We start from the raw sequence: 22,022 nt of genomic DNA, 5'->3' as shown, positions 1-22,022 counted from the left end.
AAATTGGAATGTTTTTTTATAAAGTATAATTTCTGGTTTATTTACCAATAACTTCTGTAATTGGATTTCCTACATTTCCACTTGGAAACTGGATTTTCAGTAAAGAAGATACCGTAGGAGCAATATCTGTCATGTGGTATTCTTTATTGCTTTCTCCTTGCTTCACTCCCCATCCCATGAAGATCAATGGAATATGTGAATCGTAAGAATTCCATACACTGTGTGTAGTTCCTGTTTTAGAATATGGAGGAAGCATAGAATCATGAGAAATTAGCTGAATATCTCCACTTCTCTGTCTGTTGATTCCGTTGATAATTCTTTGTTTGATCGGCTCCGGAATGCTTGACTCCTGAACTTTATCTACAGAAACAGCGTATAAAACGGTAGGATCTTTCTCAATTTCTTTTACAGCAAAGTTTCTTACATCATCCAATTCAAGCTTGCTGTCTGCTAATACTTTTCTGTCAAAATAAATCTGATAGTTATCAATCGCGTTGATCAGTTTATCAGCTCCGAATTTATCTTTTAGCTTTTGGTTCAGATTTTTTTCAGCATCTTCACCAAAGAAACCTGTCGGGATTTTATGTTCTTTAAGGAATCCTACAGAATGTGCTCCACCATGGTCAGCAGAAAGGAAAACGGTGTACTCCCCTTTTCCTACTTTAGAATCCAAATAATTGAAGAACTCAGCTAAATCCTGGTCTAATCTGATATAAACATCTTCTACTTCAATAGAATTCGGTCCGAATTTATGGCCTGCATAATCTGTAGAAGCCAGGTTGATGGCTAAAAAGTCTGTAATATTATCTCCACCCAGTTTTTCACCTTCTACAGAAGCTTCTGCCAACTTCAATGTCAGCGTATTTCCAAAAGGTGTATAACGGATATTGTCTTTTTTAGTCTGATAATCCTTTGCTAAGTTGCTGTAAGGGAATGTAGGTGTTTTTGCACTTCCCAGCAAGCCTTCCCATGAAGAATTGTCTGGTGCACTTTCTGTATATTGATTAATCGGAAGTAAGGTATTCCAACCGTTTGCTACTAATTTTTCAGGAAGATTCTGAGAATTGAATGACTTTGCCCATTGAGGAAGGTCATTCATATACCATGAACTTGTAATGAAATTTCCAGTGCTGTCATCAAACCAGAAAGCTCCGTTTGGAGTATGCCCTGCGGGAAGAATAGAAGCCCGGTCTTTCAAAGAAACTCCGATTACTTTTCCCTGGAAGTTAGTTGCTAATCTCAATTCGTCAGTCACCGTAGTAGACCAAAGGTTTTTCGGAGAATGGCTTCCGGTTTTTGTATTGGTTGTTCCCACTGGCTGAACGCTTTCATCGGCAGTACAATAGACTCCTTTTCCTGTTTCCTTATCCGTCCAGTCGTTTCCTGCAATTCCGTGAATAGCCGGTACAGAACCTGTATAGATACATGTGTGTCCCAAAGCTGTAATGGTAGGAACATAAGGAATATGTACATTATTCAAAGAATATCCGGTATTCAAAAGTCTTTTGAAACCATCATTTCCATACTTACCATAAAAACGGTATAAATAGTCCCAACGCATCTGGTCTACTACAAGACCTACCACTAATTTTGGTCTCTCAAGCTGGGTATTTCTGTTCTTCTGCGCATTGATTGTAACTACGGACAAAAAAGTAGCTGCCGCAATTGAAATGTTCCTAAGCATCCAAGTAAATTTTTATTGACAACAAATTTAAGGGTTTTGAAAGTTTTGGAGTGTGAAATTTTATTTAATTTTGAACGAATCATCGATTTAATGTTTTGGAAAGAGCTACTCATGTAATAACTGCAAAATCAATACAAGAACTTCCTGGTATTGATTCCCTCAGAAATATACCCAGACAAAAAACAATCAGAATAATTTTTGATCATCCTATCCGCCACATCAGAGAGGACTATGGTGAACAATTAAAGAAAAATCTTCCTCATTTTATAATTGGTATTCATTCAATGGAACCTAAAATTGAAATAAGAAAACTGATTACAAAAGAAGAGATAATTGCAAACCAATTATTTTTTGTACAATGTGCAAAAGACTATAGAAAACTTGGAGAAGAACTGGTCAGTTTATTTTTTGAAAAGAAGAAAATAAAACTAAACAAAGATTTCCCTTTTCTTGCTTTTAATTATTTCAAAGGTAGAAGTAGAAGAACTCAGAGTGGAAAAGTAGGGAAATGGAGATATTTCCTTCATGGTTATCATTGTTATTTTCAAAATGTAACTACAAAACAGGAAATTGAAGTTCCATTTATGTTTGGGATGGAATTTGGAGACCTTGACCCTTATTTTTTTTCTCTTTATATTAAATCCACACCTAAGTACCGACCTCTTCCCATTACTATTTATGAAGATTTTGCAGACGGAGAGAGAATATTAGATGTAATGCTTCAATTGGGATTATTGGAACGAATTAATTCTAATCTTGAAAATCATTCCGGACTTGTAATCAAAGACAGAAATAAAGTTGAAATTAAAATATACAATCCTGATAAAGATTATGAAAAGCCTAAATTTCAATTTGGTTTATCAAGACTTATTCAATTTTTTAACCTCTAATTTTAAAAGAATGATTCTAAGCGCATACTCGTACTTCAAAGAAACTTTGGTATAAAAACAATAAAAAGATCTCAATAATTATCTAATAGAAACCTATACTGAAATTCAATACATTTAAAAATATCTGATGTGGAAATAAGAAAATTACAAAAATTAGTCTCCAATCCCACCCTAGAATGGGGACATAACGGCTATATAACAGACAGAATATATTCAGTTTCTTCTATTGAATTTGGAGGTTCTTTTGAATTTAGTTTAAAAGAAAAGACTTTCCCTTATACCAAAATATGGGAAACCACTTCTGAAGATCTGGAAGAACTCCATACTATTATTGAACAAGGTAATTCTTTCGGTGCTTATGTGAATGAAGAGCTTGCAGGCTGGATTATCTGTGAGCAAAGGTCATGGAATAACAGTTTTTACATTGAAAATATCCTTATCGATGAAAAACACAGACGACAGGGAATCGGGATTGTGCTGATTAAAAGCGCCATTAAAGAAGCCAGAAAATTAAACTGCAGAGTTATTGAGCTCGAAACACAGAATACCAACTATCCTGCTATTCAATTTTACAGAAGAATGGGATTCAATATTACCGGACTGAATACAAGACTATATAATAATACAGAAGAAATCGCTCTTTTTATGACCTTAGATGTGGAATAGATCTATGATATGGTATTATCATAAAATATTTCAATTCTCTTTAATTAAAACACTTGCTGGTGTGCTAATTTTTCTATACATTAGTAATCAACAAATTAAAACATGATTACTATGAAAAATTTAAAAAAATTAAAGAGAAATCAGCTTGTGCTGATCAGTGGTGGTGACACACCTTATGCACTATGTGATATGGATGGTAATTGTCCGCCAACCATTGGCTCATATTATTGCAGCGATGGTACCTGTTACAGAGTTTCCGGCGGCGGCGGTGGTAATCCTGGCTGTAATGAACCTATGCGCCTTTGCCAGGAATGGGAAACCGGATGTGGATGCGTTTATATGTAAAATATTTTGTTAGATAGAATCTTGTTGGGGGCGGTTTTTACCGCTCTTTTTTACGCTCAATTACTGGGGAAAAACATACTTATACAAGTAATTTCTGGCAATTTCACTACTTTCGCAGAAACAGGATCACTCAATATCATGCAAAATCTTCTGAAATACATCAGATCCCTTACCTCATTTTCTGATGAAAGTTGGATGATGCTTCAACCGGCCTTATCGGAAAGGCATTATAAGAAAAATGAACTGATGTTACAGGAAGGAGAAATCTGCCAGTCTTTATTTTACGTTGATAAAGGATTTTGCAAAAGCTATTATGAAATAGATGGAGTTATAAAAAACACCGGATTTTTCTTTGAGAATGAAATAGCAACCAATATCAGCAGTTTTGGAAGCGGGCAGCAGTCTGAATTCAACATCATCGCTTGTGAAAAGCTTTGTACCATAGTTTTTGATAAAAAGAAATTATTTGAAGCAGCTGGAAAGAATCCGGAAATTGAAACATTGGGGCGTCATTGCATCCGTCAGTTTGCCTCCAGGCTGGAAGAATTTTCTAATCTATTCAAACTTTATACAGCACAGGAAAGACTGGAATATCTTGAAACTAAATACCCTGAAATGCTCCAACGTATATCTCTCACCCAGCTGGCCTCATTTCTGGGCATAGCAAGAGAAACATTAAGCAGAATCCGGAAACGGAGAATCTCCCGTTAACAACTTTCTATAAGATAATACTACACTAAGTAAAAACAATATTATATGAAAACATTAATCTGGCAAGGAGTTCTTTATCAATCTCTTGAATATTTTAACGAGCAGACCAAAGATGAAAACTATATAATAGTAGAATCAAAAATTATAGGCTGTTATGAAGATAAAATTTATGCCGTAGACTATAGTATCCTCATTGACAAAAACTGGATCGTTCAGAATTTTCTGATCAAATCTGAGATCAATAAGGTTAAAACAACATTAGAAGGAAAAAGGAATCAAAATCAATGGGAAATCAACAATGTTATCAACCCTGAGTTCAATGATATTAAGTTTATCGATATTTCTTTGACTCCATTCACCAACACACTACCGATCAATAATTTACAACTCAAAGAGAACAATCCAAAAAAAATCGATGTGATTTATATTGATGTACTCAACCAGCATATCAGACCTGTTCAGCAACAATATACAAAGACAGCATCCAATAAATACCTGTATGAAAATATCGAAAACGATTTTAAAGCAGAGATTTCAGTAGATAATGCAGGGCTGGTCATCAGCTATCCCAAATTGTTTGAAAAAATTGCAGAACTCTGAAAAACTGTTCAATAAAAATTTAATTGGAAGACACTTTATTAAGTGTCTTTTTTATTTAAATAATCATAACTTATTTTTCATTATAAGAAAATACGACATGTTCTGTCGTTGCGCGTAGATAACTTTGTATGAGAATAAGATGAATTCAATGCAGTATAAAGTAGATTTAATTATAAATAGTATGATTTACTACAGACTGCAATAAATTGATTTTCATGTCTTAAAAAGTGTTAAATTCGCGCAGTTTTAAGAAACTAATTACTAACTCAGAAAACAACATTGGAATGAAAAAATTCTATATCGGTGCATTTACCTTATACACTGTCCTGGGATTAGCTCAGGAAGTGGTGTGGCAGAAAGACATCAAATCCTCTACTCAGGATTTTCTTAGCCAGGTCACCACAACTATCGATCAGCAGTATCTGATAACGGGAAGCTCGATTCAGAGCGACAAATTACAGCAAACGAGCAAACAAAACAACGGCTATGATTTCCATCTTGTAAAACTGAACCAGCAGGGAGAAGAAGCCTGGGAAAAATACTTTTCCGGACAAAATCATGATTATTTATCAGCAACAGTAACCACACAAGATGGTGGATTTTTATTAGCCGGAACTTCCTATTCTGGAAAAGGGCTGGATAAAAAAGAAAATTCCAAAGGTGGATCAGATATCTGGCTGATCAGAATCAATGAATTGGGTGATGAATTGTGGCAGAAAACCTTAGGAAGTTCTTCAGACGAAGAAGCAAGAGCTGTGATTCAAACTACAGACTTAGGATTCTTTGTTGCAGGGAATGTTCAAAATTCTTCAAAAGGCTACGGCTCCAAAGATGTCTTGATTACCAGAATTGATAAAAACGGAAAAGAACTCTCGCAATTAATCTTAGGTGGAAAAGGCTTAGACGAAGTAGAGAAGATGATTCCAACGAAAGATGGAGGAGCGTTATTGGGAATTTATTCCAGAAGTTCCGAGGTTCGTGTTTCGGGATCTGAAAAGGGTTCTGAGATGCGAAATGCGGGTTCTGTGTCAAACGTTCAAAACTCGAATTCCGTATCCCGAAACTCGAAACAAACTGAAAATTTCGGTGAAGGTGACTACTGGATCGTCAAATTAGACAAAAACGGAAAAGTAGAATGGGAAAAGAATTTCGGAGGAAAAGGTGATGATCATATCAGAACCCTGGCATTAATGTCAACAGGCTTTATCATTGGTGGAGAATCAAGATCCGAAAGATCAGGAAATAAAACTGTAGGCATTGAAGAAGGAACAGATCTTTGGCTGATTTCTTTAAATGAAAGAGGAGATGAGCAGTGGCAGAAATCCTACAACTTTGGAAGAAGAGATGTATTGATGGGAATGAGTGTGATTCATTCCGCAGATGATAAATCATCCAAAGGCATTCTATTAGGAGGTTATACTCAGGCAGAAGGAAGAATTCAAACGGATGATGAAACGTTCTGGATTCTGTATTTGGATCAGAATGGTAATGAACAATGGAGAAAGCATGTGAAAGGAGAATCCAGACAAAAAGAAGAGAGACTTTCTGACTTAAAACTGAACAAAGACGGTTCTATTGTTCTTGCCGGAACCAGCGCAGAAGAACTGGGTAAAGAAAACTGGAAAATTGTAAAACTGGGAGACAAACAGGTTGATCAACTCATTGAAAAATATGACATCAAAATCTATCCAAATCCAGTATCAGATTATGCTTATGTAGAAATCGGCTTTGATTTTAAAGATGCTGATATTCTTTTGTATGATATGAGCGGAAGACAGCTTCAGAGTATAAAAACTAAGAACAGAGTGACTAAGATCAATACCCAGGCTTTGGTGCAGGGTGCTTATCTTGTGACTATAAAAACTGATAACAATAAAACGGCAAACGCAAAACTGATAAAAAAATAACCAGCATGAAATTTTTTTTAAACTTATTATTATTTATCCCAATAATCTTTATTAAAGGACAGGGAGACCCTGAGCCTTTTGATATTCCAAAAGTAGTTCCTCCTTCCACCGAATCATTTTTAAGAACGGAATATGGGAAGACACCATTGAATGAGTACAGAGGTATGGCTTCAATTAGCATTCCTGTGTATAATCTAAAAAGCAATGGAGTAGAGCATTCTGTAAACCTTAATTACGCCAAAATTGGAGTTAAGGTAAATGATATTCCTACAAGTGTAGGAATGAGCTGGGTGCTTGAATCCAGCGGAGTTGTCAATAGAACAATATATGGAAAGGCTGACGAAACAGTTGATAGTAGCAAAAGAATCTATTTTAATGATTCTCAGGTTGCTGCCAATCTAGCTAATGCAAACGAGGGTACTCCACAAGCTGTAGAGCTGGCTTCTTATCTTAATGGGAATATAAATGATACTCAGGTTGATATTTTCAATTTTACAGTTCCCGGATATTCAGGAAGCTTTTATCTTGACAAAAATCTTAATCCAGTACTGATAACGGATGAACATTTATATAAAATAAGCACTGTAGGAAACTTTTCACAAACCTATGCTTTTATCATCACAACAAATAAAGGGGTGAAATTCTATCTGGGAGGGGAAAATGCTATAGAAACTACTGCTAGTAGAGAGTCCCTTAATACTTCGGGAATAACCAGTTTTTACCTGACAAAAATAGAATATCCGGATGGCAATACTATTAATTTTCAATATGAAAAGACCTATACAAAAAGTATTATATTGTCTACTACTCTATACAAGTCAATAACCTTAATCGGCCCATCTGCAGGTTGTCATCCTCAAAATGAGCCAGATCCTCCAACGACAGTGAATACTTTAAGGCTTATGAATCCGTTGAAAATATCAAAAATTACTTCAAATAATATTTCGATAAATTTCTATTATCAAGCGAATAATTTTTCATTTTATGATAAACTGATCTCTATTGATGTATTTTATAAAAATGAAAAAAGAAAAACAATAGATTTTACTTACATTGATGGATATGACAAGTTTTTCCTGAATAAACTTCAAAATTACAATTATTCTCAGGGCTCAAAAATTTTTGAAAATGAATATGTGTTTACATATGATGAAGCTAATAATGTTCCTAGGAAAAATGCTTTTTCTATAGATACTTTTGGATATAATAACGGGAAATCAAATACAACCTCAATCCCTGATATTAACTTATTGGGAGCGAACTTTAATGTGAATTTCGGTGCTTCTAATTTTGCAGATCGAAGAGCTGACTTTAATTTTGCTAAAAAAGGGACCCTGACCTCCATTACTTACCCGACAAAAGGGAGTACGCATTTTGAATATGAATCACTAGGTATAAAAAAACCTACACGTGATAACAAAACGGTTGCAACAAACACAGACCCTTATTATCCTGTAGTGGTTAAAGATTCAATGACTATTCATGGAAATATTGTACTAGATAATAAAATAACATTAAATTTTAATATCCATCAGGATGATCCGTCTACTATTCCTAATAATCAAGGAGCATCCAATTTAAAAGTTATTGATATTACGTCAAATCAGATATTGATTAACCAAAACTATTATCTCCCCAAAACCCAAATGGATTTTAATAAAATCATCGAGATCAATACAAATCCTAATAGTCAATATAGAATTGTTATTACATGTTTAAGACCCAATATTACGTTTGAATCATCTGTTAATGCAGATTACTATATTGGATATACAAAAGTTGAGGATCATGGTCTAAGGTTGAAAAAAATGTACGACCAAACAGTTGAAGGTGCTATCTCTAATATCAAAAGATTATATTATAGTAATTTCCAAAATATTCATAATGCGGATATCCTTCCTTTATCGAGGACCAATTATCAAAATTTTCTCTTAGGGAATATGTATTCTGAAGGTATTTGTGATGACTCAGGATTTCCGTATAGCCTTATAAAGCTGTGTCTTACTTCTGGAATAAATAATTATTCTTTCTCAGATATTAATAATGATAATTTTTATCCTAATGTTACAATCAGTCATGGTGGTGATGATTTTGAAAAAGGAGGTGAAGTAAAGGTTTTTTCTGCGCCTGAATTTGACCAATTTGAACCATTACGAGAACCTGATGCAACTGTTATTTATACCCCGAAGAATATTGAATATATTATTGGTATGATGACGAAAAATCTTGAAAGGATTTTGTTCTATGACAAATATAATGGAACGCTTCTTAAACACTATTCATTTGTTAAGAAGAATAACAATTTTTTTGCTTTAAAAATGAGTGAGAAGAATTACGAAGTGAATACTATAAATAAAATATACAACTTGGTAGGATTGGAAGTTTATACTCCTACAATGTATCCTCCAAACATAACACCGGGAACTCAGCTTTTTAACAGGATTATAGGTATGCTGCCTATCACCACTTATTCTACGACTTTAAAGAAAACCATAGAAACTGATTTTATGGAAGACATCCTGTTAACAGATCTTCTTAACAATACAGTAAATATGAATGCTAAGAAAATTGCACAGACCAGCGATTATCAGTATAATAATACTGACAACCAACTAACGGACATTAAAGCAACTTTTTCTGATCAGTCTTTATTAGAAACAAATTATAAATATGCTCTGGAAAAAAACAATCAATACCTGACCGGCAAGAATATGATTGGTATTCCACTTGAAACGGAAACAAAGAAAAATGGAAAGGTAATTTCTAAAACAGAAATCTTATATCCATATACCCAGACAGAAGCTGATACCAAAACAACTGGTCTACCACTTCCTATTTCATCATTGTCTCAAAATCTTTCTGACGGAGTGATGGAAGCTGCAATCAGTTATGATATATACGACAATAAAGGAAATTTACTTCAATATACAACAAGAGATGGACTTCCTGTTAGTATTGTATGGGGATATAATCAAACTCAACCTATTGCGAAGATAGAAGGGATTACCTACGCTCGTTTATCAGGGTTCTCACCAGGTATTTTAGAAATCATTAGCGCTTCTAACATAGATGCAGATGCAGGTGTAAACAATGATGAAACAGCATTTATATCCGCATTGAATACCTTTAGAAGTAATTCTGCATTATCTGGCTATCAGATTACCACGTATACTTACGATCCTTTAGTTGGGGTAAGAAGTATCACCCCTCCATCAGGAATTAGTGAGTCTTATATCTATGATGCATCGAACCGATTAAAAGAAATCCGTCAGCAGGAAAAAGACAGCAGTGGAAATATAGTTTATAAAACAGTAAAAGAATTCAAATACAATTATAAAAACTAAACACAATCATGAAAAAACTTATAATTCCAATAGGGATTCTCATAATGGGAACTGCCCAGGCGCAGCTTACCAATACAGAAAACTATATCTATTCAAAGACTTATTTATCAGATCCTACACTTACCAATGTCAAGACCTCAGAAACGGTTCAGTATTTTGACGGCTTGGGAAGACCTAAACAAATAGTAGGTGTAAAAGCCTCTCCACTAGGAAAAGATGTAGTCACTCCCATTAAATACGATCAGTTCGGAAGACAGGTTCAGGACTACCTTCCCGTTCCCCAGGGAGCAACATTAAACGGTGGTATTATTACCGATCCATTAGCCAATGTAAGCAGTACTCCTTATGGTTCAGAGAAAATTTATTCAGAGAAGATTCTTGAAAACTCACCATTAGACCGTGTTTTAGCACAAAAACAAGTTGGAAATGCGTGGGATAACAAGCCTGTACAGTTTGGATATGATGCCAATGCAGATGGCGAGGTTAAAAAATATACAGCCACTTTTAACTATACCACTTTTACCTCCAGTCTGACATTATCAGGTTCCTACGGAACAGGTCAGTTATATAAAAATACGGTTACCGATGAAGACGGAAACCCGACCATTGAGTTTAAAAACGGACAAGGCCAGGTTGTATTGGTAAGAAAGGTGATCAGTGCTACAGAAAATGCAGATACCTATTATGTTTACAATGATTATAACCAACTGGCTTATGTGATTCCTCCCAAAGCTTCTGTAGAAGCAGATCCCAATACTGTTCTTAATGATTTATGTTATCAGTATAAATATGACGGGAGAAGCCGTTTGGTAGAAAAGAAACTACCTGGTAAAGGCTGGGAATATATGGTGTATAATAAAGCGGATCAGCTTATCCTGACCCAGGATACAGTGCTTAAAGGAAAAGGGCAATGGCTTTTTACCAAATATGACCAGTTTGGAAGAGCTGTTTATACCGGAATCACAAATAATGCAGCCAGCAGGGCATCAATGCAAAACAGTATCAATGCCAATGCTAATTTATATGAAACCAGAACTGCTACAGCGGGGCTGACCTTAAACGGCATGCCGGTATATTATACTAATCTTTCGACTCCTACCGGTGTTACCCAAATCTTAAGCGTTAATTATTATGATACTTATCCGGCAGGATCTCCAGCGGTTACCAACGTCTTTGCCCAGCCTCTTCTTACAGATGACCCTGCTCAGGAAAGAACAACTAAAGGACTTCTTACCGCTTCTTATGTAAAGAATATAGAAGATGACAATTGGACAAGGAATTTTATCTGGTATGATACCAAGGGAAGAAATATCGGATCAAGAAGCCGTAATTATCTTGGAGGCTATACTGTGATTAATAATAAGCTTGACTATACTGGGGCTGTTCTTCAGACCAATACTTACCATAGAAGGCTGGGTACAGATACTGAGAAGATCATTGTAGAAAAATTCACCTATGATTCCCAGAACAGGCTTCTGACCCATACTCATCAGATCGGCAGCAACCCTGTTGAATACCTGACTCAGAATAAATACAATGAACTTTCCCAGCTGGAATCTAAGAAAGTGGGTGGAATAGCTGCAGCATCTCCATTACAGACTATTGTTTATCAATACAATATCAGAGGCTGGATGACGAAAGTTAACGATCCTGCCAATCTGAACGGGAAATTATTTGGCTATGAGATGAAGTATAATAATCCTGTTTATACTAACACTTCAACAGGAAGGTTTAATGGGAATATTGCTGAGATTGATTGGAATATTTCCAGTGCAGAGGGGTTGAAAAGATACAATTACCAGTATGATGCTTTAAACAGATTGTTGAAAGGAGCTTATTCCCAGCCCAATGCTTCTTTAGCACAAAATAATTATTTTAATGAAGAGCTGAGCTATGATCTCAATGGCAATATCAAAACCTTAAAAAGATTTTCATGGCCTGTTTCCGGAGGAACAACAGCAGAGATGATTGATGATTTGATCTATAATTACCAGAATGGGGACAAAAGTAATGTACTGGACAAAATCACCCTTCCTGCCGGTGTCATTAACAACCGTTCAGGATATGATGCTTTGCAGGGAACTATGGCTTATAATCCTAACGGAAATATGACCGATCATCCTGACCGGAAAATGAAGATCAGCTATAATTATCTGAATCTTCCCAATAATATTGCGGTTAATGCAGGGATAATAGATAACTCTACAACCAGTTATATCTACAGGGCAGATGGCACGAAAGTATCTAAGGTATACGATCATAACGGGCCTATAGAAACCAATTATCTAGACGGCTTCCAGTATGATAACAGACATGCCTATGACACCGCAGCATCTCTTTATACCATTCCTGTATTGAAATTTGTACCTACCTCAGAAGGGTATTATGATTTTACTGAAAATAAGTATATTTACAATTACACGGATCATTTAGGAAATGTAAGAGTGAGTTACAGAAGTAATGGCAGTGGTATAGCTGAGGTCATTGATGCCAACAATTATTATCCTTTTGGATTAAAACACCAAGAGGGCCTTATTGTACCAGCTCCTTTTGGAGGAGTTCCCTATAATTACAAGTACAACGGAAAGGAGTTGCAGGAAAGTGGAATGTATGATTATGGAGCAAGATTCTATATGCCGGATTTGGGTAGATGGGGTGTGGTAGATCCGTTGGCTGAAAAGATGACGAGACATAGCCCTTATAATTATGCGTTTAATAACCCGATTAGATTTATTGATCCTGACGGAAGACAAGGAACAGACTGGTATCAAAATAATTTGACAGGGGACTATAAATGGTTTGATGGCAAAGATCAACATGAAGGATATGCATATGTTGATAATAGTGGAACAAATGATATTGATATATTAACAAGAGGAGGTTCTAAAAGTGAAGTTTTAGGAGCAACTTTACACCCTGACGGAACGGTTTCAGATTATAATTATTCAGATAATACAGCAAATAGAGGAGAAGTATTAATAACTCCAGATGGTACAAAATTTGAAGCAGGATCTGCCAATATAGGAACTTATTGGAGTTTTAGTGCAAATTATGCAATAGGAGGCGGTTTAGGCTTTAGTTTTGGTAGAGTAACTGATAGTAAAGGAGAAACAAACTGGTTTTCTTCATTTAATGGAAATATAGGTTTTGGTGCATCGGGTGGAGTTGAAACAGGAGTCATAATTCCTACAGATCCAAACCATAAATTTGTTACTTCAGATTTTGCCGGAACAGGAGTTGCTTATTCTGGTGGTGATGGTCCTCTTAATATGTCATATGGGGGTACATTTAATGATACATACACGGGATATAAAAATATTGATAATTTTATACCATCTCACTTTGGGCAAAATTCTAAAACAGTTAATAGCGGCTACAAGACTATGGGAATAGGCATTTTTAAAGGTTCTGCACAAGCTTTACCTGTAATGTGGACAAAATCTAAAACACATGTATATGGACAATAACTTTGAATTGGATAAATCTAGTAAAAAACCACTGATTATTTTTGGTTTAATATTTGGTTCGATTGTGTTTCTAATTGTTTTTTATTTGAATCATAATTCTGATAATTTAACAAAACAACAAATTTTAGAAATTGATCGACATACAAAAGTTATTGAAATATACATCAATAAAAGCGAACATAATTTTCCATATGTGAAATTTTCTAATGGCACTGACAAAATTATGGAAACACCTTATCAAATAGGTGATTCTCTTTCAAAAAATAGAGGAGATTCTATAGAATATATTTTTAGAAGAGATAGTATTATTCAAAATAATTTATTTGAGACAGCAAGAAGAGAAAAAATGCTAAAATAATATCCTCCGCTGGCGCGAGCGTCCTCGCTCGTGTCCGTGAATAAAAAAAACCACTGCTTTTGCAGTGGTTTTTTATTAATATCAACACCCCTCATCCAAAATAAGCTAATACTTTATCACAATTTTTCCCGTTGCTCCCTTTTCAAGATGAGAAAAAGCAGATTTTGCATCTTCAAATGGATATATATGATCAATGACAGGATGTATCTGATGTGTTCTCAAAGCTTCATTCATATGGGTAAACATTTCTTTGGAACCTACTTCTATTCCCTGCAGTCTGATTTGTCTGGACATAATTTTTACGGTATTCAGTTCGGCACTTAATCCACCCATTAAGCCAATAACTGAGATGGTTCCGTCGAGGGCAATTACATTTATGGATCGGTTGATATGACTTCCTCCTACCACTTCCACAATATGGTCTACTCCTCTTCCACTGGTAATATCCATTATATTTTTTTCCCACTCAGGAATTTGACGGTAATTGATAAGGTGGTTAATTCCCATCTTTTTACCCAATGCCAGTTTTTCATCACTGCTTGATAATAAAATCACATCAGCACCAGCCATCAAAGCAAATTGAGCTGAAAACAAAGAAACTCCGCCTGTTCCCTGGATGAGAACTGTACTCCCCGGTTTAATATCTCCTTTTTCAATGATGCCATGCCATGCTGTCAATCCAGCACAAGGTAAAGTTGCAGCTTCCTCATCACTTAAAAAATCAGGAACTTTAATGACTTCATTTTGGTCAAATACAGCATACTCCTGCAGCAGCCCATCTGTTTTTGTACCACCAAGAGAACCACCTAGCTTTTCATCAGTCAATTTTCCATCTATCCATTTGGGTAAAAATAATCCGGCAATGCGGTCATTTACATCTAAATTTGTGACTGCACTTCCCTTTTCTACAATGATACCCACTCCATCAGAAACCGGCACCCTTCCTACCGGAGGTTTCCATGAAGAATAGCCTGTTACCACCATCAGATCTCTATAGTTAAGGGAATTGGCTTTCATTTTCACTAATACTTCATTCGGTAAAAGTTCCGGATAAGATCTGTCCACCAGCTCAAGAGAAGATATACTGAACTCTTTACTTACCTGATATGCTTTCATTTTGCTTATTTTAGAATTGTTAAACTATAGAGTAAAAAACGTAATTTTATGAAACAAATGTATGCTGAAAAAGTCAAGGAGAATATACTACAGTCCATTGTGAGTTACTAATAAATAAATGAGTATGAGTAAAAAGAAGCTGAGTTCCACCAATACAATAAATGAGCATTATCTGGATGACAGATGTACCTTGAATAAAGTATTAAAGATTATTGGTAAACGATGGGTAGCAGAAGTTTTATTACTGATTACCCATGACGTTTCCCGATTCTCTCAATTGAAGGAAACATTGACTGGGATTTCAGATAATGTATTATCTTCGGTACTCAATGAATTGGTTAAATCAAATCTGATCACCAAGAAAATATTCAATGAGGTTCCTTTAAAAGTTGAATATCACATTACACCCAGCGGCTCAGAACTCACAAAGGTGATGCACCAGCTCTGCAGCTGGGGAAAACAAAATATTCCCTATGAAGTTAGAATTCTTCCGGGATCTATGAAATAGTAACCAACATTAAGAATTAATAAGCAAAAGGAAGCTAATTTTTCATCCAGGTAATAAACACTCCTTTACAGTTGTTATAATAATATGAAAACAATTGCCCTCCTACTCTTTTTCTTTGTTTCCCTGACTACAATTTCAGCTCAGAATCGCACATCTGGAAGCTTTTATGAAACCTCAGATCATGTAAAGATCAAGTATAAAATCTCCGGAAAAGGAGAAGCATGCATTTATATTCCAGGTGGTCCCGGACAGGGTTATCCATCTTTTGAATTGATGGGTGGAAACAGTCTGGAAAAAAACATGCAGATGGTTTATATGGATCAGCGGGGATCGGGTGCATCCGGTACTTCTAAAAATTATCATCTTGACAAAATGGTTCAGGATATTGAAGAACTGAGACAGCATCTCAAATTAAAAAGGGTTTTCCTGCTGGCTCACTCCTTTGGCGGAATCATTGCAGTCAGTTATGCAAAAAAATATCCCCAGCATACCAAAGGACTCATTCTTGCCAATGTTACCCTTCATTTTCTGAATGATGAATCTCTCAAAGAACAGATTGAATATGGAAACAGTCTTTTACAGACAAAAAACAGAGCAGTTCCTAAAGACAGCCTTTCTTCAGAACTTTCAAAAATAAGCAGTGCACTAAGAAAAAAAAGAATCGGATATAAATTCCTGACCGAAGATATCGAAACCATAAAACAGACGGATAAAATAGACTCTCTTCATCCCCGTATCATCGACTTCGGAATGGCCGTCATTTCAAAACCTAAAGATTTTCCGGAATATTATGCTGATTATGCTCCCATCACAAAAGATATTCATGTTCCTGTCCTTATCATTACGGGAAAAAAGGATAAAGCAGTGGGAACTCAGCATTATAAGACTTTCCGGTTTCCCAATCAGAAAATAGTTTCCATTGATGGCGGACATCTTTTGTATTATGAGAAAAATAAAGAATTTGTGAATGCTGTCAACAGTTTTGTGAAAACAACTAAATGATATTGTATTGGCAATTTTATATAATTAAAAGTTTCGGCGCGGCCTTTGGCCGCGCCGAAACTTTTCCAACATTCAATATACGTTAAAACAAAACAGGCTGTTTCAAATTGAAACAGCCTGTTTTTATCTATTTTAATTCCTGCTTAAAAGCTGGCAATGATTAAAATTTAAGATCTCCATTCACCTCTCTTACCGCGTTAGCAGCTTCAGCGAATTTCAATTGCTCTTCAGCAGTAAGCGTTACGTTTACAATAGATTCTACTCCGTTTGCTCCGATGATAGCAGGAACTCCTAAGCAGATATCGTTTTGTCCGTATTCTCCTTCAAGCATTAAAGAACAAGGGATCATTTTCTTTTGATCACATGCAATTGCCTGAACCATTACAGAAACTGCTGCACCTGGAGCATACCAGGCTGAAGTTCCTAATAATTTTGTAAGAGTAGCTCCTCCTACTTTAGTTTCTTCGATTACATATTTTTGTTGATCTTCACTTAAGAATTCAGTTACAGGAACACCATTTCTTGTTGCCTTGCTCAATAATGGAAGCATACCTGTATCACTGTGAGCAGCGATTACCATTCCGTCAACATCAGAAATTGGAGCTTCTAACGCTTCAGCCAATCTGTATTTGAATCTTGCAGAGTCTAATGCACCACCCATTCCGATGATTTTGTGCTTAGGAAGACCTGAAGTTTTGTGTACAAGGTAAGCCATAGTATCCATTGGGTTAGAAACCACAATAATGATCACTTCCGGAGAATGTTTTACTAAGTTTTCAGTAACGTCTTTCACGATACCAGCATTGATACCGATCAATTCTTCTCTTGTCATTCCAGGTTTTCTTGGGATCCCTGAAGTGATTACTGCTACATGAGAACCTGCAGTTTTGCTGTAATCTCCTGTTGTACCCGTAATTTTTGTATCAAATCCGTTAAGAGATGCTGTCTGCATCAAATCCATTGCTTTCCCTTCAGCAAACCCTTCTTTAATGTCTACCAAAACTACTTCTGAACAGAAGTTCTTCATTGCGATGTATTCCGCACAGCTTGCTCCTACAGCGCCTGCACCTACTACAGTTACTTTCATATTGTTACTTTTTAAAATTATTTTTTGTTAGTTAAGTTTAAATTTGAAACTCCCCAAATTTAACAATTCCTGAAAAAATGCGCAATTTTTCAGGAATTTAATTAGAATTAAAATAAATTAGTTGACGTTCAGTAAAAACGTGTAGAGCTTTTTAGCACCAGAAAGCACTTCATGGTAGTTTTCTTCAGCGATTTCCGTATCCAGAACCTCCTTGAAATTTTTCCACATAGGGCCTGTATTTTCCTGATAACATCCGAAAAAGTTGAAAGTAACCTCATCAAAGCCTTCCGTTTTAGAAAGCTGTTTCGCGATAACATTTCCTCCAAGCGTAGAGCCTTCAATCACATACATCGCTCCAAGTGCTTCATGTTCGTTGTTAAATTCAAGATTGTGAGAAGCGGATTGATTTTCCAGGGAAAGACTTTTCAGATCCTTTTCAATAAGGGAAAGTTTTTTTCTTGCTTCAAGCTGAAGTTTTTCTGCATACTTACCAGAAAGGCTACGGAATATTTTGTCTTCACTGTGAAGAAGCATCAGATAATTGGTATGAATGATTTTTTTATAATCCTCCAAAGTGAAAGTTTTATTAAAAATCTTTTCAGAATTAAAAAGTTTCTCTGCTGCATCGTGATACTCTGCCGTGTTCTGTTTAAGATATTCTGATACCATAAATAACGTTTTAAAAGTTTCTCAAATATAAGGCTTTTTAAACGTTAAAATAAAGGACGTTCCCTCACTGCTGCTTTCATAATCCACATTTCCTCCTATTCTTTTCATAATACGGTATACAATAGACAGCCCTACTCCGTTTCCTTTAAATTGCTTGGCATTATCCATCCTGTTGAAGATTTTAAACATCTTATGCTTCTCCTCTTCAGGAATACCAATACCATTGTCTGAAACCCTGTAAATAATAGTCTGCCCATCTTCTGTGCCTTCAATTTCCACCTTCGGAAAATCTTTGTGGGAAGAATATTTCACAGCATTATTGATAATATTAAGAAATACCTGATGAAGCATCGTTTTATCAGCCAGTACATCCGGGCATTCCTTAATGATAATTTCACTGTTCGGACTCCCATAAGTCATCTTGGCATTTTGAGATATTTTCTCAATAGTATGAGCCGTTTTAAGGCTTTCAAGCTGAACTTCACTGTGCTTGGCACGGCTAAGCTGTAATACGTCCTGCATCATTTCAGCCATATTATCAATCTCCTCGATAATTGTATTGATCTTCGTTTTGCTTTTTCCGGTATCTTCAGCAAGATTTCCCAGAAGCATCTGGGCATTCAGCTTCATCACCGTCAATGGAGTTCCTAAATCATGAGAAATGGTATAAGAAAAACTGTCAAGCTCTTCATTCACTTTCTTAAGCTCATCATTAAGCCTTTTGATAGCAATATAATTTTTGTGAGAGGTTTCTAAAATCAAATCCCTTACAGCCTGTACAGCACTTATGTTTCTGGAATTCCATCTTTTAGAACTCCCTTTGATATTTTCTGTAAAAATATGGAAGGAAGTTCTCGGCGATATCATTTGCCTTTCCTCTCCGTTTTGAGAAAATACACCAATCTTTTTCTCCGGATTTCCAGCCCAGTTGATATGTTCATCAAACTCTTTCCGGAACCAGATCAGCATTTCATTCTTATCCCTTTCAATAAAATAAATAATAATACCTGCAGCATTTTTAGGCAGATCCAGTTCTTCACCGTAATCTTTAAGAAAGCTTCGGCTCACATAAATTCTCTCATTGGTATTCTCCAACGCCCATTGTACAATTCTATTGACAGTTTCCGGATTGGGAGTACTGCCGTCTGTTATGATGCTTTCATCTGAAACAATAGCAAGCCCGTCTGCCTCAGGTAGGTTTCTGATGTCTGTTTTACACTCAATAAGAGAATCAAACAGGTTATTATGTTTTAAAAACTCCGTTTTAAGCTGAGACACTTTCTCATTCAGCTCCAAACGGTAGTTCAGTTCGCTCTTGGACTTGAAAGATGAATATGCATTAGCAGCCAGAGCAGTGAAAATTCCGGCCTGTACTCTGTCCTCAAGGTCAATATGCTTAGGTTCTACATTCTGGCAGGTTACCAATCCCCAAAGGTGATCATCAATAATAATCGAAATACTGAAGCTTGAAGCGGCTCCAGAATTTTTAAGATACTGCCCGTGAATAGGCGACATTCCTCTGGATGCAGAGAAAGTAAGATCGATATTTTCCGGACTTTTGCTTAAAATAGGAACCGTATCCGCATATACATTGCTGAAGATTCTTTTTCTTTTTTTCAGATAAAGCTCACGTGCCTGTTTGGGAATATCAGATTCCGGGTAATGAAGTCCCAGAAAGCTTTCCATATTCTCATTTTTCTTTTCGGCAATTACTTTTCCTGAACCATCCATCATGAATTTATAAACCATCATCCGGTCATAGTTCACCACCTTCGACAGGGTTTCCAGAAGATGATTCCAGAGTTCTTTTTCATTATCAATGATGTAAAAATTATCATATTTATTGGAAATCCTTTTGTCAGGATTGATCAGCACTTCTTCAAATTCCAGGAAAATATAAGGTCCACTCTTGAAAACAGAAAAGTGGTATTCTTTTTCACCAATGAAAATCTTGTCAAAATAAGTTTCGTTTTTACGTCTGGTAAACCTTTCCAGTGAAGTATATATTTCCGAATTGATAATACTCTGGAAACTTTCCGGAAAGTCCGTAAGCATCCTGTCGAAAAGTTTTTCCGGACTTTCGATTGTAAATATATCCGAGATATTCCTGCTAAAAAAAGTAATGGTACGGGACTCCGCATCAATGCCAATCAAATAACCAAAACTTTGTATAGAACCCGGAATATGGATAGGTTCTTCATGGCATTCTATAAAATTCATATATCTCTTCAGTCTATCTATCAAATATAGCGTTTTTTAGAACAGCTTTCTATTTTGTGGTATCTAATTTCAATGTTCTTTACCTTATAATTTAAAAGTATATCCCTATGAAAACCAAAGTAAAATGACATTACACTATTCTTCATTTTTACCTCATTTTTATGAGATATCTCTAGAATATACAAAAAAAAATCCAATAATCAGGTTTTTCACTCTTTAACTATGATTCATAACATGAATTACACATTATTATCCTTAATAATTATTTTATTTAAACAAATTTATCTAAATTTATATCACCAACTAATGAATATGATTAAAATTAATTGAATTATTCACAATAAATTCAATACAAAATTTAAATTCAAATAATACTATTATGAAAAAGTTCCCATTAATTTTATTTTCTCTGGTCCTCGCTGTAGGATTATGGAATCCATCAGAAGCATGTACAAGAGTAGTTTACAAAGGACCCCAAAACACTGTCATTACAGCCCGTTCTATGGACTGGCGTGACGAAATCCCTGCCAATCTGTGGGTTTTCCCAAAAGGAATAGACCGCAACGGGCAGACAGGCTCTAAATCTGTAAAATGGACTTCCAAATACGGAAGCCTCATCAGCTCTTCATGGGATATTGCTTCAGCAGACGGAATGAACGAAAAAGGACTGGTTGCCAACCTGCTTTGGTTAGGAGAATCCCAGTACCCGAAGTTTGATGGAAAAGGAAGTAAAAAGGGACTTGCTATATCATTATGGGCACAATATTATCTCGATAATTTTGCCACAGTAAAAGAAGCTGTAGAGTTTTCACGCAAAGAACCTTTCGTTATTGTAAGTGATTATATTCCAGGAACAGAAAGATTTACAACAATCCACCTTTCCATTTCTGATGCTTCCGGAGACAATGCCGTATTTGAGTATATTGACGGTAAACTGGTCATTCATCATGATCCGTCTTACACCGTAATGACCAATTCGCCTGTTTTTGAAGAACAGCTGGCCCTTAACAATTACTGGAAAGGAATTCCGGGAACGGTTATGCTTCCGGGAACCAACCGTGCTGCAGACCGCTTTGTAAGAGCTTCTTACTATGTAAATGCAATTCCGCAAACAGCCGATACCCGTACAGCTGTGGCCAGTGTTTTCAGTGTGATCAGAAACTGCTCTGTCCCTTATGGAATCACTTCAGCAACGGAACCTAACATTTCGTCCACAAGATGGCGTTCTGTCTCAGATCAGAAAAATCTGGTGTATTATTTTGAAACGGTTTTCACACCAAATACTTTCTGGGTAGATCTTAAAGATTTCGACCTGAGCCCTAAGGGAAAAGTGATGAAACTGGACCTGAGTAATAATAATACTTACAACGGCAAATCCAATGCAAATTTTAAAGAATCCGCACCGTTTACATTCTTAGGATTAAAATAAATATTTCACCACAAAATAT

17 protein-coding genes are annotated in these 22,022 nt (G+C 35.8%); 12 read left to right on the top strand and 5 right to left on the bottom strand.

The genetic code is table 11. From position 1 onward, the window contains the following. Positions 1 to 37: 37 nt before the first annotated feature. Positions 38 to 1,684 carry an alkaline phosphatase PafA gene (gene pafA, locus OL225_RS02860; protein WP_264517206.1) on the bottom strand — a complete coding sequence of 549 codons (1,647 nt, stop codon included), beginning with the start codon at positions 1,682 to 1,684 and terminating at the stop codon, positions 38 to 40. A 95-nt stretch (positions 1,685 to 1,779) separates the two neighbouring features. Here pafA and OL225_RS02855 point away from each other — a divergent pair, with 95 nt between their 5' ends. The 9 genes from OL225_RS02855 to OL225_RS02815 all read left to right on the top strand — a co-directional run bounded on the left by OL225_RS02855 (position 1,780) and on the right by OL225_RS02815 (position 13,972). Beyond that, positions 1,780 to 2,574: a DUF6896 domain-containing protein gene (locus OL225_RS02855; RefSeq protein ID WP_264517205.1), complete on the top strand. Its 795-nt coding sequence runs from the start codon at positions 1,780 to 1,782 to the stop codon at positions 2,572 to 2,574. A gap of 129 nt (positions 2,575 to 2,703) precedes the next feature. Continuing rightward, on the top strand, positions 2,704 to 3,240 hold the full coding sequence (locus OL225_RS02850) for a GNAT family N-acetyltransferase (protein WP_264517204.1): 537 nt from the start codon (positions 2,704 to 2,706) through the stop codon (positions 3,238 to 3,240). Positions 3,241 to 3,351: 111 nt separating this feature from the next. Continuing rightward, positions 3,352 to 3,585 carry a hypothetical protein gene (locus tag OL225_RS02845; protein ID WP_047379510.1) on the top strand — a complete coding sequence of 78 codons (234 nt, stop codon included), beginning with the start codon at positions 3,352 to 3,354 and terminating at the stop codon, positions 3,583 to 3,585. A 138-nt stretch (positions 3,586 to 3,723) separates the two neighbouring features. Then, positions 3,724 to 4,296, top strand: coding sequence for a Crp/Fnr family transcriptional regulator (locus OL225_RS02840; RefSeq protein WP_264517203.1), 573 nt, complete (start codon positions 3,724 to 3,726; stop codon positions 4,294 to 4,296). Positions 4,297 to 4,341: 45 nt separating this feature from the next. Continuing rightward, positions 4,342 to 4,896 carry a putative glycolipid-binding domain-containing protein gene (locus tag OL225_RS02835; RefSeq protein ID WP_264517202.1) on the top strand — a complete coding sequence of 185 codons (555 nt, stop codon included), beginning with the start codon at positions 4,342 to 4,344 and terminating at the stop codon, positions 4,894 to 4,896. Positions 4,897 to 5,180: 284 nt separating this feature from the next. Beyond that, positions 5,181 to 6,803 carry a T9SS type A sorting domain-containing protein gene (locus tag OL225_RS02830; RefSeq protein ID WP_264517201.1) on the top strand — a complete coding sequence of 541 codons (1,623 nt, stop codon included), beginning with the start codon at positions 5,181 to 5,183 and terminating at the stop codon, positions 6,801 to 6,803. A gap of 5 nt (positions 6,804 to 6,808) precedes the next feature. Continuing rightward, positions 6,809 to 10,147 (top strand): hypothetical protein, encoded by a 3,339-nt coding sequence (locus OL225_RS02825; protein ID WP_264517200.1) that lies wholly within the window; start codon positions 6,809 to 6,811, stop codon positions 10,145 to 10,147. A gap of 8 nt (positions 10,148 to 10,155) precedes the next feature. Next, entirely contained in the window at positions 10,156 to 13,614 is a 3,459-nt protein-coding gene (locus tag OL225_RS02820) for an RHS repeat-associated core domain-containing protein (RefSeq protein ID WP_264517199.1), read from the top strand. Further along, positions 13,604 to 13,972: a hypothetical protein gene (locus OL225_RS02815; protein ID WP_264517198.1), complete on the top strand. Its 369-nt coding sequence runs from the start codon at positions 13,604 to 13,606 to the stop codon at positions 13,970 to 13,972. The genes OL225_RS02820 and OL225_RS02815 overlap by 11 nt, the downstream gene beginning before the upstream one ends. 105 nt (positions 13,973 to 14,077) lie before the next feature. On the opposite strand, the gene OL225_RS02810 is transcribed toward OL225_RS02815, so the two are convergent. Beyond that, complete coding sequence (locus tag OL225_RS02810; RefSeq protein WP_264517197.1) at positions 14,078 to 15,088, bottom strand: zinc-dependent alcohol dehydrogenase family protein; 1,011 nt, start codon at positions 15,086 to 15,088, stop codon at positions 14,078 to 14,080. A gap of 124 nt (positions 15,089 to 15,212) precedes the next feature. On the opposite strand from OL225_RS02810, the gene OL225_RS02805 reads away from it, so the two are divergent. Together OL225_RS02805 and OL225_RS02800 are read left to right on the top strand one after the other, a co-directional pair. Next, the gene (locus OL225_RS02805) at positions 15,213 to 15,596 is read left to right on the top strand and encodes a winged helix-turn-helix transcriptional regulator (protein WP_047378668.1); all 384 of its coding nucleotides are present in this window, start codon (positions 15,213 to 15,215) and stop codon (positions 15,594 to 15,596) included. Between the two features lie 84 nt (positions 15,597 to 15,680). Further along, positions 15,681 to 16,598 (top strand): alpha/beta fold hydrolase, encoded by a 918-nt coding sequence (locus OL225_RS02800; protein ID WP_264517196.1) that lies wholly within the window; start codon positions 15,681 to 15,683, stop codon positions 16,596 to 16,598. Between the two features lie 160 nt (positions 16,599 to 16,758). Here the strand turns inward: OL225_RS02800 and OL225_RS02795 are convergent, their stop codons facing one another. The 3 genes from OL225_RS02795 to OL225_RS02785 form a co-directional block, all read right to left on the bottom strand. Continuing rightward, the gene (locus tag OL225_RS02795) at positions 16,759 to 17,685 is read right to left on the bottom strand and encodes a malate dehydrogenase (RefSeq protein WP_047420928.1); all 927 of its coding nucleotides are present in this window, start codon (positions 17,683 to 17,685) and stop codon (positions 16,759 to 16,761) included. Positions 17,686 to 17,802: 117 nt separating this feature from the next. Beyond that, positions 17,803 to 18,354 (bottom strand): biliverdin-producing heme oxygenase, encoded by a 552-nt coding sequence (locus OL225_RS02790; RefSeq protein WP_264517195.1) that lies wholly within the window; start codon positions 18,352 to 18,354, stop codon positions 17,803 to 17,805. A 21-nt stretch (positions 18,355 to 18,375) separates the two neighbouring features. Continuing rightward, entirely contained in the window at positions 18,376 to 20,574 is a 2,199-nt protein-coding gene (locus tag OL225_RS02785) for an ATP-binding protein (protein WP_264517194.1), read from the bottom strand. Between the two features lie 379 nt (positions 20,575 to 20,953). Here OL225_RS02785 and OL225_RS02780 point away from each other — a divergent pair, with 379 nt between their 5' ends. Next, entirely contained in the window at positions 20,954 to 22,003 is a 1,050-nt protein-coding gene (locus OL225_RS02780) for a linear amide C-N hydrolase (RefSeq protein WP_264517193.1), read from the top strand. Positions 22,004 to 22,022: the final 19 nt, after the last annotated feature.

Origin of the sequence: Chryseobacterium viscerum, from assembly GCF_025949665.1 — a bacterium.
Taxonomy (GTDB): Bacteria; Bacteroidota; Bacteroidia; order Flavobacteriales; family Weeksellaceae; genus Chryseobacterium; species Chryseobacterium viscerum_A.
Note: the sequence above shows the minus strand (reverse complement) of the source record. Positions and strands in the feature narration are given on the sequence as shown.

What these genes read in the sequence shown, in the direction of transcription:
- OL225_RS02795 (WP_047420928.1), bottom strand. Translation starts at nt 17,685, where the DNA reads ATGAAAGTAACTGTAGTAGGTGCAGGCGCTGTAGGAGCAAGCTGTGCG.
- OL225_RS02800 (WP_264517196.1), top strand. Translation starts at nt 15,681, where the DNA reads ATGAAAACAATTGCCCTCCTACTCTTTTTCTTTGTTTCCCTGACTACA.
- OL225_RS02785 (WP_264517194.1), bottom strand. Translation starts at nt 20,574, where the DNA reads ATGAATTTTATAGAATGCCATGAAGAACCTATCCATATTCCGGGTTCT.
- OL225_RS02810 (WP_264517197.1), bottom strand. Translation starts at nt 15,088, where the DNA reads ATGAAAGCATATCAGGTAAGTAAAGAGTTCAGTATATCTTCTCTTGAG.
- OL225_RS02845 (WP_047379510.1), top strand. Translation starts at nt 3,352, where the DNA reads ATGAAAAATTTAAAAAAATTAAAGAGAAATCAGCTTGTGCTGATCAGT.
- OL225_RS02830 (WP_264517201.1), top strand. Translation starts at nt 5,181, where the DNA reads ATGAAAAAATTCTATATCGGTGCATTTACCTTATACACTGTCCTGGGA.
- OL225_RS02840 (WP_264517203.1), top strand. Translation starts at nt 3,724, where the DNA reads ATGCAAAATCTTCTGAAATACATCAGATCCCTTACCTCATTTTCTGAT.
- OL225_RS02780 (WP_264517193.1), top strand. Translation starts at nt 20,954, where the DNA reads ATGAAAAAGTTCCCATTAATTTTATTTTCTCTGGTCCTCGCTGTAGGA.
- OL225_RS02815 (WP_264517198.1), top strand. Translation starts at nt 13,604, where the DNA reads ATGGACAATAACTTTGAATTGGATAAATCTAGTAAAAAACCACTGATT.
- OL225_RS02790 (WP_264517195.1), bottom strand. Translation starts at nt 18,354, where the DNA reads ATGGTATCAGAATATCTTAAACAGAACACGGCAGAGTATCACGATGCA.
- OL225_RS02805 (WP_047378668.1), top strand. Translation starts at nt 15,213, where the DNA reads ATGAGTAAAAAGAAGCTGAGTTCCACCAATACAATAAATGAGCATTAT.
- pafA (WP_264517206.1), bottom strand. Translation starts at nt 1,684, where the DNA reads ATGCTTAGGAACATTTCAATTGCGGCAGCTACTTTTTTGTCCGTAGTT.
- OL225_RS02825 (WP_264517200.1), top strand. Translation starts at nt 6,809, where the DNA reads ATGAAATTTTTTTTAAACTTATTATTATTTATCCCAATAATCTTTATT.
- OL225_RS02820 (WP_264517199.1), top strand. Translation starts at nt 10,156, where the DNA reads ATGAAAAAACTTATAATTCCAATAGGGATTCTCATAATGGGAACTGCC.
- OL225_RS02835 (WP_264517202.1), top strand. Translation starts at nt 4,342, where the DNA reads ATGAAAACATTAATCTGGCAAGGAGTTCTTTATCAATCTCTTGAATAT.